The organism is Oscillospiraceae bacterium MB24-C1, assembly GCA_030913685.1.
In the GTDB taxonomy this organism is placed as follows: Bacteria; Bacillota; Clostridia; order Oscillospirales; family Ruminococcaceae; genus Yanshouia.
Map to the genome: position 1 here is coordinate 2,249,621 of CP133187.1, position 16,453 is coordinate 2,266,073.

General features: G+C 37.5%; 14 protein-coding genes and 1 pseudogene. 13 read left to right on the forward strand and 2 right to left on the reverse strand.

The genetic code is table 11. The features are described 5' to 3' along the window. Positions 1 to 448 precede the first annotated feature (448 nt). Positions 449 to 877, forward strand: a pseudogene (locus RBH76_10750) (relaxase). Between the two features lie 277 nt (positions 878 to 1,154). Beyond that, positions 1,155 to 2,054: an EamA family transporter gene (locus RBH76_10755; protein ID WMJ83201.1), complete on the forward strand. Its 900-nt coding sequence runs from the start codon at positions 1,155 to 1,157 to the stop codon at positions 2,052 to 2,054. A 6-nt stretch (positions 2,055 to 2,060) separates the two neighbouring features. Here the strand turns inward: RBH76_10755 and RBH76_10760 are convergent, their stop codons facing one another. After that, complete coding sequence (locus RBH76_10760; GenBank protein ID WMJ83202.1) at positions 2,061 to 2,738, reverse strand: Crp/Fnr family transcriptional regulator; 678 nt, start codon at positions 2,736 to 2,738, stop codon at positions 2,061 to 2,063. Positions 2,739 to 2,860: 122 nt separating this feature from the next. On the opposite strand from RBH76_10760, the gene RBH76_10765 reads away from it, so the two are divergent. The 5 genes from RBH76_10765 (at position 2,861) to RBH76_10785 (ending at position 6,501) form a co-directional block, all read left to right on the forward strand. Then, positions 2,861 to 3,862: an ABC transporter substrate-binding protein gene (locus RBH76_10765; protein WMJ83203.1), complete on the forward strand. Its 1,002-nt coding sequence runs from the start codon at positions 2,861 to 2,863 to the stop codon at positions 3,860 to 3,862. Between the two features lie 135 nt (positions 3,863 to 3,997). Continuing rightward, entirely contained in the window at positions 3,998 to 4,615 is a 618-nt protein-coding gene (locus RBH76_10770; GenBank protein WMJ83204.1) for a hypothetical protein, read from the forward strand. Positions 4,616 to 4,672: 57 nt separating this feature from the next. Beyond that, entirely contained in the window at positions 4,673 to 4,993 is a 321-nt protein-coding gene (locus tag RBH76_10775; GenBank protein ID WMJ83205.1) for a hypothetical protein, read from the forward strand. Then, positions 4,965 to 5,774: an ABC transporter permease gene (locus RBH76_10780; protein ID WMJ83206.1), complete on the forward strand. Its 810-nt coding sequence runs from the start codon at positions 4,965 to 4,967 to the stop codon at positions 5,772 to 5,774. Before RBH76_10775 ends, RBH76_10780 begins: the two co-directional genes overlap by 29 nt. Further along, positions 5,764 to 6,501 (forward strand): ABC transporter ATP-binding protein, encoded by a 738-nt coding sequence (locus RBH76_10785; GenBank protein ID WMJ83207.1) that lies wholly within the window; start codon positions 5,764 to 5,766, stop codon positions 6,499 to 6,501. Before RBH76_10780 ends, RBH76_10785 begins: the two co-directional genes overlap by 11 nt. A gap of 52 nt (positions 6,502 to 6,553) precedes the next feature. On the opposite strand, the gene RBH76_10790 is transcribed toward RBH76_10785, so the two are convergent. Next, positions 6,554 to 7,246, reverse strand: a complete 693-nt coding sequence (locus RBH76_10790; GenBank protein ID WMJ83208.1) for a Crp/Fnr family transcriptional regulator — start codon at positions 7,244 to 7,246, stop codon at positions 6,554 to 6,556. Positions 7,247 to 7,332: 86 nt separating this feature from the next. On the opposite strand from RBH76_10790, the gene RBH76_10795 reads away from it, so the two are divergent. From RBH76_10795 to RBH76_10820, 6 genes are read left to right on the forward strand one after another with little or no spacing between them, the layout of a single operon-like run. Further along, positions 7,333 to 7,842 (forward strand): Fur family transcriptional regulator, encoded by a 510-nt coding sequence (locus RBH76_10795; protein ID WMJ83209.1) that lies wholly within the window; start codon positions 7,333 to 7,335, stop codon positions 7,840 to 7,842. Between the two features lie 17 nt (positions 7,843 to 7,859). Further along, positions 7,860 to 11,855, forward strand: a complete 3,996-nt coding sequence (locus RBH76_10800; GenBank protein ID WMJ83210.1) for an acyl-CoA dehydratase activase — start codon at positions 7,860 to 7,862, stop codon at positions 11,853 to 11,855. A 16-nt stretch (positions 11,856 to 11,871) separates the two neighbouring features. Continuing rightward, a complete protein-coding gene (locus RBH76_10805) occupies positions 11,872 to 12,486 on the forward strand; it encodes a class I SAM-dependent methyltransferase (protein ID WMJ83211.1) in 615 nt (204 codons plus the stop codon). Between the two features lie 17 nt (positions 12,487 to 12,503). After that, complete coding sequence (locus RBH76_10810; protein ID WMJ83212.1) at positions 12,504 to 12,875, forward strand: metal-dependent transcriptional regulator; 372 nt, start codon at positions 12,504 to 12,506, stop codon at positions 12,873 to 12,875. Positions 12,876 to 12,906: 31 nt separating this feature from the next. Then, a complete protein-coding gene (locus tag RBH76_10815; GenBank protein WMJ83213.1) occupies positions 12,907 to 14,673 on the forward strand; it encodes an ABC transporter ATP-binding protein in 1,767 nt (588 codons plus the stop codon). A 5-nt stretch (positions 14,674 to 14,678) separates the two neighbouring features. Then, entirely contained in the window at positions 14,679 to 16,436 is a 1,758-nt protein-coding gene (locus RBH76_10820) for an ABC transporter ATP-binding protein (GenBank protein WMJ83214.1), read from the forward strand. The last annotated feature ends 17 nt before the right edge of the window (positions 16,437 to 16,453 follow it).

Genomic DNA, 16,453 nt, shown 5'->3' on the forward strand with positions numbered 1-16,453 from the left:
CTCCGACTGAGTAAATACTCATTGAGTTATTACTCAAATTTTAACTTATTGACTATAAAATGTCAATATTGAAAAAGCAGCTACACGCCTATTTAGTAACCACCTCATAAAATATTATAAGAAATGCAGTAAAAGAATAAAAATATTGACTCTAAGATATCTGATTCCATAGATGCTACAAGGGGTGTTGTAGCGATATTTCTGACATACAATCTAACTTACGAGAATTACATGAAAATATTGTAGATGAACTACAAATCAATTTTGTTATGCTAAAAGAAGACCTTGGAATCGAATTCGACACAAAGGAAAAATTTAAGGAGTTATTAAAAAGATACAAAAGAGAATAATTTCCATACATTAGCAACAGATGCTCTTGCCTATAAGCGTGTAAATTCTCGTTTGTAAAATCTCATTAAAATATATCTAAAAGAGGTGCCACACGGCAGCTGATTTAGAGGAAAAAGCAAAGAACTGTACCGCCACTTTTGACGAACTGAACACACAAATTAAGACCTTCGAAAAGCGTATGGCTAAAATTGGGGTGCTAAAAAAGCACATCATCAACTATACCCAAACCAGAGATGTTTACACAGACTATCGCAAGGCAGGCTACTCCAAAAAGTTTTATGAGGAACACCGTGCACAGCTTACTTTGCATAAGGCGGCAAAGGCTGCTTTTGATGAGCTTGGTATGAAAAAACTCCCCACCATTAAGACCCTGCAAGCCGAATATGCTGACTTGCTTTCGGAGAAGAAAAAGGCATACGGACAGTACCATGCGACGAAAAAAGAAATGCAGGATATTCTGACCGCAAAGGCGAATATTGACCGACTTTTGGGACTGGAACAGGAGCAAAAGGAAAAGAAAAACCACAGGAACAGCGGTAAGCTGCACTGTAATTATATCAGCTCCCAAAGGGGGCGTAGCCACACAATTTATTGTGTGTTCAGTAAGGATTGGGGATACTTCCCCAACAAGCAAAAGCATACGGTGGTCACCCGTATGCCCTGCTTGCCAGTATTGCCAAATTATTTTAATGCATGTTTAACGTATCTGCAGATACAGTGTTTATTAAATTATAATTATAATATAAATGCTGTTACATAAAGAAAAAATACAGATTATAAGGGAGTATTAAAAAGGTACAAGTATGTGGTTGGTTTTTGCTATAATAACAACTTTTTCATGGGCTTTTTCAGATTTATTTTATAAAAAGGGGGCTGTAATTAGCGACAAAGCAAGTCATATAAAAACGGTAATAATGGTTGGACTTGTAATGGGCTTACACGGTCTTTTATATATGATAGTTAAGGGCATATCCTTTTCTCCGATTTACCTACTAACTTACTTTCCGGTATCTCTTATGTACATATTATCTATGGCTTTAGGATATTTTGGTCTTCGGTATATTAAATTATCAATTTCTTCCCCAATTCAGAATTCCTCTGGGGCAGTAGCTTCTTTATTAATATTTATTTTTTTCGCTCATATTTTAAGTCGTTTAGAAATCTGTGCCATTGTAATCATTACAGCCGGAATAATAGCTCTTGCGATATTAGAAAAAATGGATTCCAATAAATTATTGATTTTGAAGGAAAACGAAAAGAAATATCGAAAAGGTATTTTGGCAATCACCTTGCCAATTTTATATTGTATTATTGATGGCTTAGGAACTTTTGCAGATGCGATTTACCTAGATGAATTATCGCTGATTGGTGAAAATCAGGCACTATTGGCTTATGAGTTTACATTTTTTATTTTTGCAGTAATTCTATATATTTATTTAAAGATAAAAAAAGAGCGGTTTAACCTATTTGCCGAGAAAGATCGTGGTGTTGCCGCTGCTTTTGAAACCCTTGGGCAGTTTTTTTATGTTTTCGCAATGTCCAGAAATGCAATTATTACGGCTCCGCTTATTGCCTCGTACAGTGTCTTTTCTGTATTGCTATCCAGAATTTTTCTTAAGGAAAGATTAACTCATAAACAATATTTTTCCGTAGCTGTCGTTATGATCGGTATTTTATTGCTGGCAATATCAGAAATGATGTAGAATTAATTATTCTTGAAGTAAATCTAAAAGAGCTTTTTCATTCAAAATAAAAATTCTATCTTTATTTATTTCAATTATATTGTTATTACACAGCTTTTTAAGCTCTCTGCATAGTGATGGGCGAGATACGTTTAAGTATTCTGCCCATGTTTTTTTTGTAAAAGATAAATGAATCATTGAATTGCCAGATATTTTTATTTCATGAAGCAAAAAATAGGCTATTTTCGTTTTAATTGATGAGTATGAAAAGAGTTCGAGCCTTTTTTCATAATAGATAATTCTATTTGCAAAAGCGTTTAACAGGTTCTCCGCAATCAAAGCTTCCTTGCACATTTCAAAGATGCTTTGCTTAGGGAAAAAAAGAATCTTACTGTTAGCTCTTGAAAATACGTCACAAGGATATGTGGTTTCAGTTGAAAAAACAACAGCACCACCGAATAACTCCCCTTTGTTTTTATGAAAGATGCAAATTAAATTTCCTGATGCAAGTACCTTTTGTATTTCTATGCTGCCAAAAATAATAATCCCGACATTTTCGGAAAACTGATCTTCCCGGCAGATAAATTCATTTTTGCCGTACGCCTTAATCCGATAGCGGGTTCTTGATAAAACAAGCCGTATTTCGGCTTTATCTAGCCCCTTAAATATAATGCAGTTATATAAAACTTCAATGATATCGTCCATTTAATCCTCTCTTTAATTTTGAAGTGTATCTACAGATACAGCATTTCGGTTAGCCGTGACTTACTATATAAATATATCACAACTGAAAATGCATGTCAAAATCAATTAGGAGGAACAAAATTATGAAAAAATCACTCGCATTAGTAATTGTATTGATTATCAGCCTGCTTACTGGCTGTGCTCAAACCAATTCAAAGGAAACAAATAATACTAGTCCCCAAAGCTCTGAGTTAAAAGCACAAACGACGATAACGGTGGTAGCCCCTAAATCGCCGTCTACTATTCCAATATTAAGAATGATTGAAAATAATTGCATGGGCGATGAAGCCAAAATAGACCTTCAGCTATATAGCGATTTGGAGGCTATGATGGCTATGGCTTCTGAAGGAGATTACGAAATTCTAATCGTCCCTGCGCATACTGCTGCTAATCTTAAAAATAAGCGGTTGGATGTAAAGCTGCTTAATGTGTTTGGATGGGGTGGAATGTCTTTAAGCACAACTGATCCTGGCTGCAATAGCTGGAAGGATCTTGTGGGCAAGGAACTTTATGTTCCCGCAAAAGGCTCGGTACCCGATGTTTTAACTCAATACTTTTTAAAACATAACAACCTTACTTACGGTGAAAATGTCAAAGTCGTTTATTCTAATCATGCAGAAATAGCGCAACTGCTATCATCGGGAACTATAAAGTATGCCGTTGACGCTCAACCATTCGTTACCTTTAATATTAAAAACGTTAAAGACTATAAGGTTATAACCGAATTCTCTGAGGAATGGAAGCTTACTCAAGGAAAAGAGTATTCGATGCCGGGCAATTGTATGATTACAAGCAACGAATACATAAGTAAAAATGAAAAATTGGTAAATACATTTAATGAAAAATTTGCAGAAGCGATTGAGTGGACAATACAGAATCCTTCTGAGGCTGGCACACTGGCGAGTACCCATTTAAAAGCTAAAGCAGAACTGATTGCAGAAGCTATGCCAGGTATCGGATTTAAATATATATCTGCGGCAGATTCTCAAAAAGATATGGAACAGTATTATGGGGTTTTACTGGAGATGAAGCCTGAGAGCATCGGCGGAAAACTTCCTGATGTGGAATTCTATTATTTAAAGTAAATTAGAATAAGATACCTCCTGTTGACAGTAAAATGGCAATAAACAGTATCTGAAGATACTAATTGTAAAAGAAGACTATGCTATAGTATTTTGTAAGCTGCTGATAATGCGATTCATTTGCACTAGGAGGTCCTAATGATAAGAATAGTATCTACAATATTAACTATATGTGTCAGTTCGTACTTTTTAGCTGGATGTGGAGGAAATCATGCGCAGAATACAAATGAAGCTGGAACAGCTTCAGAAACGCTGATTACAGTCATTGTACCAAAATCTTCTGCGGCAATTCCAGTGCTTAGGATACTTGAAAGCAAGGCATTAGGGGATGACATTGGTATTGATGTAGAAATTTTTGATAGTACGGAAGCTATGATATCTATGTCTTCCAGCATGAAGTACAGCTTTATTATTTTGCCTATACACACAGCGGCTACAGTATACAATAACGGTCTTGATGTAAAACTCATGAATGTATTCGCTTGGGGTGGAATGCACCTGGCCACAATTGATACTGCTTGTAAAAGCTGGGAGGATCTAAAAGGCAATGAATTATATGTGCTATCCAAGGGTTCAGTGCCCGATATTTTGACTCAGTATTTTTTGAACCAACATGATTTGGTAATCGGTGAAACCATAGAAGTGGTTTATTCAACCTATCCGGAAATTTCACAGCTGATGAGTCTTGGTAGAATAAAGTATGCTGTAGATGGTCAACCCTTTTCAACCTCCAATCAGGAAAATATTGAGAACTAGAGAATTATTTCCGATTATTCAGCCGAATGGAAAAGCTCAGCAGGCAACGAATATTCGTTGCCTGCTTATGGTCTTGCAGCTAATAGTACGTTTTTATCTCAAAATGTGGAATTCACAAAAAGCTTTATGGAAGAATTTGAAAAATCAGTCAGCTGGGTGATCAATAACCCGGAGGATGCCGGAAAGCTTGCAAAAAAACACTTAAATGCCGATGATGTTCTTATTGAAAAGGCAATGCCTAATTTCAATTTTAATTATGTGCCATCGGATACTGCACAAAAGGATATAGAAAAATATTATGATATCCTATTTGCCTGCAGACCCAAAAGCATAGGAGGAAAAAAACCAGATGAAAGGTTTTATTATAAAACCCAATAATTATTTTAAGAATAAACTTGTCAGTGACAGGCTGCCTTCCGGCATAAGCACTATCTGTATTTCTTTAATATTTTTGCTGCTATGGTATGGACTGTCACTCATTTATACCCCTTTGATACTCCCCAGTCCCGCACTAACTTTTAAATCTCTTTTAGAAGTATTGCAAAGTGAACGTTTTTTTATAGAGCTATTTTCAACTCTTAATAGGCTTTTGATAGGTCTTTTAACATCAATATTAATTGGAAGTATATTAGGAATTTTGATGGGCTGCAGCAAAAAAATAAAACATTTGTTTGAACCACTTGTCTATCTCGTTCAGGCAACTCCACCTATACTCTACATGACACTAGCCATGCTATGGTTTGGATTAAATGGGAGGGCAACAATTTTTATTGTATTTATAGGAAGTGCGCCGGTTATGGCTGTCAATATTAAAGAAGGCTTTGAGAACATTGATACTAAACTAATTGAAATGGGAAAAGCCTTTCAGTTTTCAAAATCAAAAATGATTATGGAGATTATCATTCCGTCATTAAAGGCATACTTCAAGACCGGTCTTATAACAGTATTTAGCTTTGGATGGAAACTTGTTGTCATGGGCGAGGTTTTAAGTGCAAGCACAGGGCTCGGGGCTCAAATTACAGATGCCAGAATGAATCTCGAAACAAACATGGTATTTGCATGGGGAATTATTGTTATTTTTCTTTGTTTTCTCTTTCAAAAAACCACTGTTAAGCTGTTTGAATTTAAATTAAAGCGGAGAAAAAACTATGAGGGATAAAGCATTATTAAAAATTTTGAACATTGAAAAACACTTTGAAGAAGTTATGGTTCTGCATGATTTTTCTATGGAAGCCAACCGGGAAGAAATTGTATGCATTCTAGGCCCTTCGGGTTGTGGAAAGTCTACCATGCTAAATATTATTTCGGGACTAACTACGCCGTCCTGCGGCAAAGTAATAAATAATAGTGAAAATACGAGCTATGTTTTTCAAGAAGATAGACTTTTACCGTGGAAGGACGTATATGAAAATATTAAAATTGTAAATGATAAGAGCTCTCACAAAAACTGTATGGAATTAATTGAAAAGGTAGGTTTAAAAGGGTTTGAAGGTTTTTATCCATGCGAGTTAAGCGGTGGAATGCGGCAAAGGTGTTCCATAGCAAGGGCATTTAACTATGAAGCTGATTTGTTACTTATGGATGAACCCTTTAAATCCCTTGATTATAACTTGAGAATTGGGATGATCCGTTATCTGCTTACACTTTGGGAAAGCAAGAAAAAAACTATCATATTTGTAACTCACGAGATTGACGAAGCGCTCTTGCTTGGAGACAGGATACTTTTTTTAACTAATAGGCCAACTAGAGTTTTGACAGAATTTAATATTGAAACACCTAAGCTCAAAAGAAGCCTTACTGACCCTTCACTAGTTAAAGTCAGAAATCAGATTCTTGACTTGCTGCAAAATGAAAATCAACAAGTTAATCAAGTTAATGCAATATAAAAATACAAGACGGGAACTAAAATAATTATGGGTTGCCGTCTTGTATTTTTATTTATAAAGAAATTATTTTACTTAATCGGTTAATGTTCATTACCGTTATTGTTCTTTTTTGAAATGATAGTATACCTTCAGCTTCAAGCTTTCGCAGTTCTCTGGATAGAGAAGTTCTTGAGACATCCATATACTCCGCCCAAGCTTTTTTAGAAAAAGGAAGTGTAACTATATTTGTATTTTTATCCTCGCTTTCGTACTGAAGGTAATGAACCAAATATCCGGCGATCTTCTCCTGAATGGAATCTAAAGAGAGTATTCCTATTTTGTGTTTTAGCATCAATGTTGAATTTGAAGTCGATTCAAGATAATTAAGCATAAATTGGTTATCAAGCGCAAAAAGCCGTAGTAAATCGGATTTTGTTATAAATAGAATTGTTGTAGGTTTACATGAACATATGTTATCAGGATAATATTCATATTTTGAAAAAATAGAGGATTCTCCAATCACTTCAGGAGCTCTTTTCCTTTCAATAATAACCACCTTGCCGTTTGGAAAAATCTTCTGAACATCCACTGCTCCTGAAAGTAAAATTCCTATTCTATTCGCATTTTGGACAGGCGAAAAAACGATTTCATTTTCGGCTATATTTTCTTCCTTAACATTGATTTTTAATAGCAAAGCTTCAATTTCATCAAAGCTTTTATTCTTAAACAAAGTACATTTTTGAAGTGTAGATAATTTATGATTCATTTTAATCTCCTCTTTATTAATTGAAAAGAGTATCTTGGGATACATATTTTATGACTTTATTATACTATAATACAAGTGTAATGTAAATGATTCTCATTTTAAAAATGAAGCGCAATCGTATTTCTTGGTTTGGAGATGATGATGCTTTGGACGACAATACAATAGAATTCGAGAAAATTCTTCATACATACGGATATAAGCTGACAGCGCAGAGAAAGGCAATACTTGAAATTATTCGTGATGAAAAGAAGAGACATTTATGCACGGAAGAAATATATGATGAGGTTAAAAAAGCTTATCCCGGAATAGGGCTCGCAACAGTTTACCGTACCCTGCAGCTATTTGAAAAGCTTGGGCTCGTACATCATATATTGCTGGATGACGGTTGCATGCGATTTCAGATCATCGATTCTAAGGAAAAGCACCAGCATCATCATCTTGTTTGTGAGATTTGTGGTGAAGTCCTTGATGTGGAGAAGGATATGCTGGGGACTTTAGAAGAAAAGTTGTTAATGGAAAAAGGCTTCACTGTAAAAGACCACAAAGTACAATTCTTTGGAATATGTAAAAAATGCGCAGAAAAACAAAACAAATAAAACTAGGAGGAAAACAAATGTACAGTATTGGAATTGATATTGGTTATTCATCTGTTAAGGTCATTTTGACAGATGAAGAGAATACGATTAGGTTTAGCAGATATCAAATGCATAAAGGCAGGATAAAGAATACGTTGACGGGTATCCTTAAAGATCTGACGGCAGCATTTGATCCGCAGGGCATCAAATATGGATCTGTAACAGGAAATGGAAGCAAGTTTTTAAGTGTAAATGGTGCGGCTAAAGCGGTGAATGATGTTACTGCTGTTATTGAAGGTGCTATTGCGGAAAATTCGTTGGTCGGCTCAATTGTTGACATCGGCGGTGAAAGTGCGAGATTCATCACTGGCTTGGGTGGCAGTGATAAATCTCGCATTGAAATAGCCATGAATTCCAATTGTTCTTCTGGAACAGGCTCATTTCTTGAAGAACAGATGTCCAGACTAAATTTAAAGCTTACCGATTATTCAGAGCTGGTGAAGGAAGCGAAATCCATTCCCAGAATCGCGGGGCGTTGTAGCGTATTTGCAAAAACAGACATAACGCATCATCAGCAGGAGGGCGTTTCGGCTCCGGATATTTTACTGGGGCTTGCCTATGCACTTGTCCGAAACTACAAAGGTACGGTGATGAAGAAGCTCCCTGTTAAAAAGCCAATTCTGTTTTCAGGTGGCGTCTCTTATAATGGAGGGATTATTATCGCATTAAGGGATGTGCTGGAGCTTTCGGACGAAGATTTAATCTTTCCAGACCATTTAGGGTGTGTCGGTGCATTTGGTGCATCGGTCATAGCCAGAAAAGACAGACTGCTGATTGACTTGTCTAAGGTGTTTTCCTTAGCGGAGAATACAGAAGAGATGATAATAAATGAGGATAGCATTGTTCTTCCCAAGCTGTCCGCTTATGGCGTTGGCGACAGCGATGGAAAGCATACATGTAAAAGTCTATTGTCAGAGCGTGAAGTGATTGACTGCTATCTCGGCATAGATATCGGTTCGACCAGTACAAACCTTGTATTAATTAATAGTGACAATGAGATTATCTCCTTTAAATATTTAAGAACCTTGGGTAATCCTATTGATGCTGTGATCAAAGGCTTTAAAGAAATAAAAGAAGAACTCGGCGAAAAAATAAGAATTATAGGCGCTGGAACAACCGGCTCCGGCAGATATATGATTGGAAAAATGATTGGTGCCGATGTAATTAAGGATGAAATCACCGCACAGGCAAAGGCTGCAGTCCAAATTAGCGGTGATGTGAATACTATTTTTGAAATTGGCGGGCAGGACTCTAAATTTATTAGTATTGATAATGGTGCGGTTGTTGATTTTCAAATGAACAAGATTTGTGCCGCCGGCACAGGTTCCTTTATTGAGGAGCAAGCAAAGAAATTCAATATTCCCATTGAAAACTTTGGAGAAATTGCGCTTAGAAGCGATAATCCCATCAGTCTAGGGGAACGATGCACCGTTTTTATAGAAACAAGCATTGCCTCCTACTTAGCAGTAGGCGCAAATATCAATGATATTGTTTCGGGATTATGCTACTCGATTGTTAAAAACTATCTTGATCGGGTTGTTGGACAAAAGAAAATCGGAAACAAAATTTTTCTGCAGGGAGGGCTTGCCTATAATCAAGGGGTCATAAACGCTTTCAGAGCCGTAACGGGAAAAGAAATCATTGTTCCACCATTTTTCAGTGTCACCGGAGCTTATGGTGCTGCTGTTCTGGCAATGGAAGAGATGAACGGGAAAATGAGCTCATTTAGAGGTCTTAATGTAACTGCGGAAGACTTGGTATTACAACATACAAATAGAGGCTCCATTAATTTAGGTGAAAATGAATTTAATGAAAATGTTAAAAAAATTGTGTTTAACGATTATGTTCTTGAAAATTCCGCAAAAAAAACAGTAGGTATTCCAAGAGCGCTTTTTACCTACGGCATGTTTTCTATGTTTAATACCTTCTTCAAAGAGCTTGACTTAAATGTACTGTTGTCTGACCCCACCAATGAAAACACCCTTGCCCTAGGTCAACAATATGCAATGGATGAAACCTGTTTCCCGATTAAACTGATTACTGGGCACGTTGCTGAGCTGATGCAGAAAAAGGTTGATTACATCTTTTTCCCTGATTTGGTGACGGTAGATCACCCTGGCTCCCAAAGCCGAAAAAATTATGGTTGTGCTTTTATGCAGCTTTCTTTTAAGGTTATGAACCGTGCAATGGAGCTTGACAAGAAAGGCATTGAATTGTTGTCCCCTACCATAGCGTTTCATATGGGTAAAGAATCTATTATGAAGAGCTTCCTCAAAGTTGGGGAGCAATTAGGTAAGTCAGCCGACCGAACAAGGAACGCACTTGAAAAGGGGTTAGATTCCGCTAACAGATTTGAAGAACGAATGGCGAAAAACAGCAAAAAGGTTATGAGCCAGCTTAAGTCCGATGAAATTGCGTTCGTAATGGTTTCAAAAATATACGGAGTGGCCGACCCGGTGCTGAATATGAACATACCGGAAAAGCTTGCGGGGATGGGCTACAAGGTGTTTCCGTTTTATGATTTGCCGGAAGGCGATCTGTCGAAAGAACATCCCAACATGTTCTGGCCGTTTGGCCAGCATATTTTGGAGCCTGCTCAGTTAATTCGCCGACATCCCAACCTATACGCTATTTTTCTCACTCATCATGGGTGCGGCCCTGATTCTATTCTCTCCCACTACTTTAGGGAGGAAATGAGAGGAAAACCCTATCTGCATATTGAAATTGATGAGCATTCCTCAGGTGTCGGCATTATTACAAGAGTAGAAGCCTTTATTAACAGCCTTAAAAACATTAACACAAAGCATGCAGCCAATATACAGACGTATGTAAACAGCATTGAGCATAGTGAGACGAATATAAAAAATACGCTTGGTAATCTCAACAAAACGAAAACTATTTATTTGCCATATCTGTATCCGTATTCCGAGTTCTATAAAGAGCTGCTGTTAAAAAGAGGCATTGATGCAAAGGTACTCCCCTCTTCAAGCAAAGTATCCATAGATACCGGACGTAAGTTCACAATAACAGAAGAATATTTTTCACTCACAGCTTTGTTAGGGAATGTGTTTACGACTCTAAAAAGGCTTGATAATAAAGACGTGAATCGTACCGCTTTTCTTATCCCGCAAAATGAAGGAACAGAAACAGACGGTCAGTACAGCCGACTGCTTAGAACAATGCTGGATGAGGAAGGTTATCAGAACGTCGACATTGTATCACCCTTTTGGGAAGATATTCTTTGCAAAGATGATCAAACCTTTAATGAAGTGACCCTGTGTTTTCTTGCTGGTGACATAATCTGGTGTGCTCCTCAAAAGTCACGAGAAAGGTATTTAAAAGCAACGATGGAACTGATAAAGGAAAATCAGTTTAATCTGGAACAACTGAAAGCAATTGCGCAGTCAATCGCAACGGAGCTGAATGGAGAAAGCTTTGAAAAGAAGATACTTGCTGTAGGTGAATTCAATATTCTGTTTGATGGGCTTTTAAATAATGATACTTTCAAGGAACTTGAAAAGAAAGGTCATCGTGTTTTATACAGCCCCTTAGGAGAAGCTATGTGGATGTTGTGGCGGGATTATGCAGATCAAAACAAAAATAATCAATCCGTACTCATGGAGCAAAGACTGCTAGAGCTTAGAAATGGTATTATGACTATTTCTAAAGCCCTCTGTGACTGGAGTCCTTATGAAAAAAATGCAGATGAACTGATACGAATTGCAGACAGAACTTTAGGCTATTTTTCTGGAGCTCATGGAAGATACCGACAAGCGAAGCAACTTTGTGCATCCCATAAGACTGATGGTGTTATCACAGCCGCATCTATTTATGAAAATACAGGAATCGTGCTGGGAATGCTTCAAAAAGGCTTTGAGGACGAGAACACAAAGCCTGTTTTAAATCTCACATTTGATGGAAATAAAAATGAAAATGACCAAATTAAGGTTGATTCATTTATGTACTATCTTTAATTAGGAGGAACAATCAATGAATAGCAAAAATTGCAATAACGGACATAGACAAGAGCAGCATTGTCGAAATAACAGATCACGCCGTGGCCCCAGCAGCTTTCATATGCAGGATTCCAGTCTTGTGTTTGAGAAATTAGCCCTAAAACAAGGCGACACACTTTTAGATTTAGGTTGTGGTGCTGGAGATTATTCTATTCATGCGGCTGGAATAGTCGGGGAAACTGGAAACATATATGCTTTGGATCTCTGGCAGGAGATGCTAGACAAAATTTGTGAAGATGCTATGACACAGGGAATTCATAATATACATCCCGTGGTTTCAGATATTCGTAAGAAAATTAACCTCTCTAATGACAGCATGGATATTTGCTTGATTGCTACTGTACTTCATATGATGGATTTTAAAACAGAAACTGACAGCCTATTTGCTGAAGTCAAGCGGGTATTAAAGTCAGGAGGTAAACTTGCTGTTATTGAATGCAAGAAAGAAAATAGTTCATTCGGTCCTCCTATACAAGCTAGAATTTCACCGAACGAGCTTGAGAAAGGCCTTGTTAAGTTTGGTTTTTCAAAAACAGATTATATTGATTTGGGCTCCAATTATATGGTGATATTTGCTTTAAGTCAATGAAAGTACGGGTGATCACAATGACAATTACGCCTGCTTTGGAAAACTATTTGAAAATAATATTGGAGCTGAATGAAAACGACGCCGAGGCAAGAGTTACAAGTATTTCCGAAAGATTTGGCGTAACAAAGGCAACTGTATCGCAAACTGTGAAAAAGCTTATGAATTATGGCTTAGTTACAAAGGATGTAAGTGGTGCAATATTGCTTACTGATTTCGGGAAAGAAAAGGCAATTGAAGTGCGAAACCGCAATTTAGTTATCAAAGGGTTTTTAACCCAAGTCCTCGGCGTAGACAATCAAGTATCCGAAAAAGATGCCTGTAAGATGGAACATTTAATCAGTTGTGAAACAATAGAAAAGCTTAAAGGATATTTACTTAAACCAAAATAACTAAAACTTAATTGATCCAGGAGAATATGATATGAAATCCCTTTTTGATTTAATTAAATATAAAAAAATTCATTTGATCATATGTGTGGCGTTGGCTGCCATCAGCTCGTTGCTGCTTATCGTGCCCTTTGCCCTGATATATAAAATAGTTATATATTATCTGCAAGCGGGTCAGGGGGCATCGCCCGAGCCTATTATAACATGGCTTGGGATTGCGTTTGCAGCTCTTTTATTAAGATATGCTTTTACGGTTTCTTCCTTTGTATTTAGCCACATTGCGGCTTTTGATCTACTTTACCGTATCCGCGTTAAAATAACAAAGCATATTGGAAGACTTCCAATGGGCTTCTGGGGGAATCACAGTTCAGGACAGGTTTTAAAAATAGTTCAGGAGGATGTTGAAGCAATTGAAAGCTTCGTTGCGCATCATTTTCCAGATGCAGCGGCAGGATTAACCCTGCCGTTTGCGACACTTGTCTTTCTTTTTACTGTCGACTGGCGTCTCGCACTAGCTGCGGCAATTCCGCTTCCGGTTACTATCATACTGCTTTATATGATGTGGAATGGTGCACTTACAGGACAAAACAGAAAGGAACTAACAAAAAAATATCATAAGGCTATAGAAACCATGCATTCTACAATGTTGGAGTATGTTCATGGAATGCCTGTTGTTAAGGCGTTTAATCTTAATGCAGACTCGTTTAAAAGACTCAAGCAATCTGTGTCTGCTTACCGCGATATTGTTGTTGTGTGGTCAAGGGGTGTATCGCCGTATCGGGCACTGGTTTCAACCTTTATTCTCGGAGGAGGTCTGTTTATCCTTCCTCTGGGAATATATTTAATGAAAAACGGCAGCATTGATGCCTCTAAAATCATTTTATTCCTGCTGTTTGGCACAGGTTGCTTTGGTGGTCTTTTGAAGGCAATTATGATTACAACACGCATGGAGCTTATAACCTCTGGTATAAAACGGATAAATGAGATTATGTCGGTAGAACCTCTTTATGAACCATCGGTTCCTAAGATACCAGATAAATTTAACATAGAGCTTAAAAATGTATCCTTTCAATATCAAAAAGGAGATCAAGATATTCTTAAGGATATAAATATTACTCTGCCGGAAGGCTCCTTTACCGCACTGGTAGGGCCTTCAGGAGCAGGTAAAACTACAATAGTAAACCTTATTGCAAGAATGTGGGAAACTACTGATGGTTCAATTAAAATAGGAGGAATACCATTAAACGAAATGGGTACCAAGGGCGTTTCAGAAACAGTAGGAACTGTATTTCAGGATGTTATGATACTAACGGATACAGTAAAGGCAAATATTTGTATGGGAAATGAAAAGGCGAATCAAGATCAAATCGAGGCGGTAGCAAAAGCAGCGGCGTGTCATGATTTTATTATAAATCTTCCGCATGGATATAACACGATTATTGGTGACGGAGGTGAAACACAATTAAGCGGTGGAGAAAAACAAAGAATTGCAATGGCAAGAGTTATATTTAAAAATTCTCCCATTGTTCTTCTGGATGAGGCAACTGCTTATGCCGATGCTGAAAATGAGTCGTTGATGCAGGAGGCTTTTTCAAGACTTATGGTAAATAGAACCGTTGTTGTTATTGCCCATCGGCTTTCAACGATAGTTGGAGCCGATAACATATATGTAATTGATGAGGGAAATGTAGCTGAAAGCGGAACCCATGATAAACTGCTTGCTCAAAACGGTTTATATAAAAACATGTGGGACGTACATTTAAAAGCCAGACAATGGCAGCTGTCTGAAAAGGAGGTTTGAGCATAGTGAATAAAAACAACTGGAGCTTTGTTAAAGAAAATTCCAAAAGGTTAGCTGCTGTCTTTGGCGCAAATCTGGCTTCCAACATCCTTCCGGGAGTATTTTATTTCTTCCTCTACTTGATAGTAATGCAGCTTACAGTACCCATTTTACACGGGCAGCCAATAAGTTATATGGCGTTATGGAAATATTGCATTTGGTATATAGGTGTATTTATATTTTACATACTACTGTCAATGTGGAGCCAGACAAAAACCTATGTCGAAGCTTATACAATGTCGTCAGAACTTAGGTTGGCTATGGGTGACAAGCTAAGCAGGCTATCTTTAAGCTATTTTAAGAAGAATGACCCAGGGGATATCGCTTCACGCTTATTAGGCGACGTGCAAAAGGCAGAAACAATTATCGCCAGAATTCTGCCCGATCTGACCACTGCACTCATCTCACCGGTAATTCTTATTATATTTCTAGCTACAATTAATTCGGCTTTGGCTGGTATTATCTTGTTATCTGTTGTCGCAGCCAGTGTTTTCCTGTTTGTAGCACAAAGAACAGTCGGCATTCTTGGACATAGGCATATAAAAACTGTTGTTGAAGCATCCTCCCGTATCTTGGAATACTTTAAAACGATCAAGCTTTTGAAATCGTACAATTTAACTGGAGAGAGTTTTGAAACAATGAATGAGGCAATGCTACGGCTAAAGAAAGTCAGTTTTAGAACCGAGGTTTGGACGGCCATTCCAATACAGATTTTCCTTTTCTGCTTAGACATAGGCTATTTAATAACGTTGTTTGCGGCAGTAAGACTGTGTGCAGTTGGTAGCATGCCCATTCAGAGCCTGTTTTCCTTTGCGGTTATGGGCTATTTTCTGTTTGAAACGGTAAAATCTCTTGGGCCTCAGCTTGTTGAGCTTAGATACATCTACCTATCAATAAAGCGTATCGGTGAAGTATTTGAAGCAGAGGAACCATCTTATCATGCACTAAACGAACTTCCAAAAACAAGTCATGTGACTTTTGATAATGTCAGCTTTAGTTATAGCGACAGTGATGTATTGAGCGGAGTAAGCTGTCATATTCCAGAGAAGTCCATGACTGCCCTGGTAGGTATGTCTGGTTCAGGCAAAACGACTATGACAAGCCTTATTGCAAGGTTTTGGGATGTCCAGTCGGGTGAGATTCGTATCGGTAATATTCCGATAACGAAAATTAACCCTAATAAATTATTGACAAAGCTTTCTATGGTCTTTCAGGAGGTCTATCTCTTTAACGATACAATTGCCAATAATATTGGAATCGGCAGAAAAGGTGCAGGTATAGAAGAAATAAGAAGAGCCGCATCACTCGCCTGCTGCGATGAATTTATTGAGGCTCTTCCTCATGGATATGGCACGGTTGTCAGTGAAAATGGTAATTCACTGTCTGGAGGTGAAAAGCAACGAATATCTATCGCCAGAGCTATTCTGAAGGATGCTCCAATCGTAATTCTGGATGAAGCGACCGCATCACTTGATCCTGAAAATGAAGCAGAAATTCAAAAAGCATTTGAAAATCTAGTTAATGAAAAAACGGTTATTGTAATCGCCCATCAGTTTAAAGCAATTGAAAATGCTGATAATATTCTTGTTTTGGATAAAGGGCACATAGCCGAACAAGGAACACATAAAGAATTGATTAAATCAAACGGATTGTATTCTAAGCTGTGGAAAGAACAACAGAAAGCCAGAGGCTGGAAAATGGAAGCGTCAGAATTTAACAAGTAAAAGAGGTGAAATAAATA

What these genes read in the sequence shown, in the direction of transcription:
- RBH76_10755 (WMJ83201.1), top strand. Translation starts at nt 1,155, where the DNA reads ATGTGGTTGGTTTTTGCTATAATAACAACTTTTTCATGGGCTTTTTCA.
- RBH76_10760 (WMJ83202.1), bottom strand. Translation starts at nt 2,738, where the DNA reads ATGGACGATATCATTGAAGTTTTATATAACTGCATTATATTTAAGGGG.
- RBH76_10765 (WMJ83203.1), top strand. Translation starts at nt 2,861, where the DNA reads ATGAAAAAATCACTCGCATTAGTAATTGTATTGATTATCAGCCTGCTT.
- RBH76_10770 (WMJ83204.1), top strand. Translation starts at nt 3,998, where the DNA reads ATGATAAGAATAGTATCTACAATATTAACTATATGTGTCAGTTCGTAC.
- RBH76_10780 (WMJ83206.1), top strand. Translation starts at nt 4,965, where the DNA reads ATGAAAGGTTTTATTATAAAACCCAATAATTATTTTAAGAATAAACTT.
- RBH76_10785 (WMJ83207.1), top strand. Translation starts at nt 5,764, where the DNA reads ATGAGGGATAAAGCATTATTAAAAATTTTGAACATTGAAAAACACTTT.
- RBH76_10790 (WMJ83208.1), bottom strand. Translation starts at nt 7,246, where the DNA reads ATGAATCATAAATTATCTACACTTCAAAAATGTACTTTGTTTAAGAAT.
- RBH76_10795 (WMJ83209.1), top strand. Translation starts at nt 7,333, where the DNA reads ATGATTCTCATTTTAAAAATGAAGCGCAATCGTATTTCTTGGTTTGGA.
- RBH76_10800 (WMJ83210.1), top strand. Translation starts at nt 7,860, where the DNA reads ATGTACAGTATTGGAATTGATATTGGTTATTCATCTGTTAAGGTCATT.
- RBH76_10805 (WMJ83211.1), top strand. Translation starts at nt 11,872, where the DNA reads ATGAATAGCAAAAATTGCAATAACGGACATAGACAAGAGCAGCATTGT.
- RBH76_10810 (WMJ83212.1), top strand. Translation starts at nt 12,504, where the DNA reads ATGACAATTACGCCTGCTTTGGAAAACTATTTGAAAATAATATTGGAG.
- RBH76_10815 (WMJ83213.1), top strand. Translation starts at nt 12,907, where the DNA reads ATGAAATCCCTTTTTGATTTAATTAAATATAAAAAAATTCATTTGATC.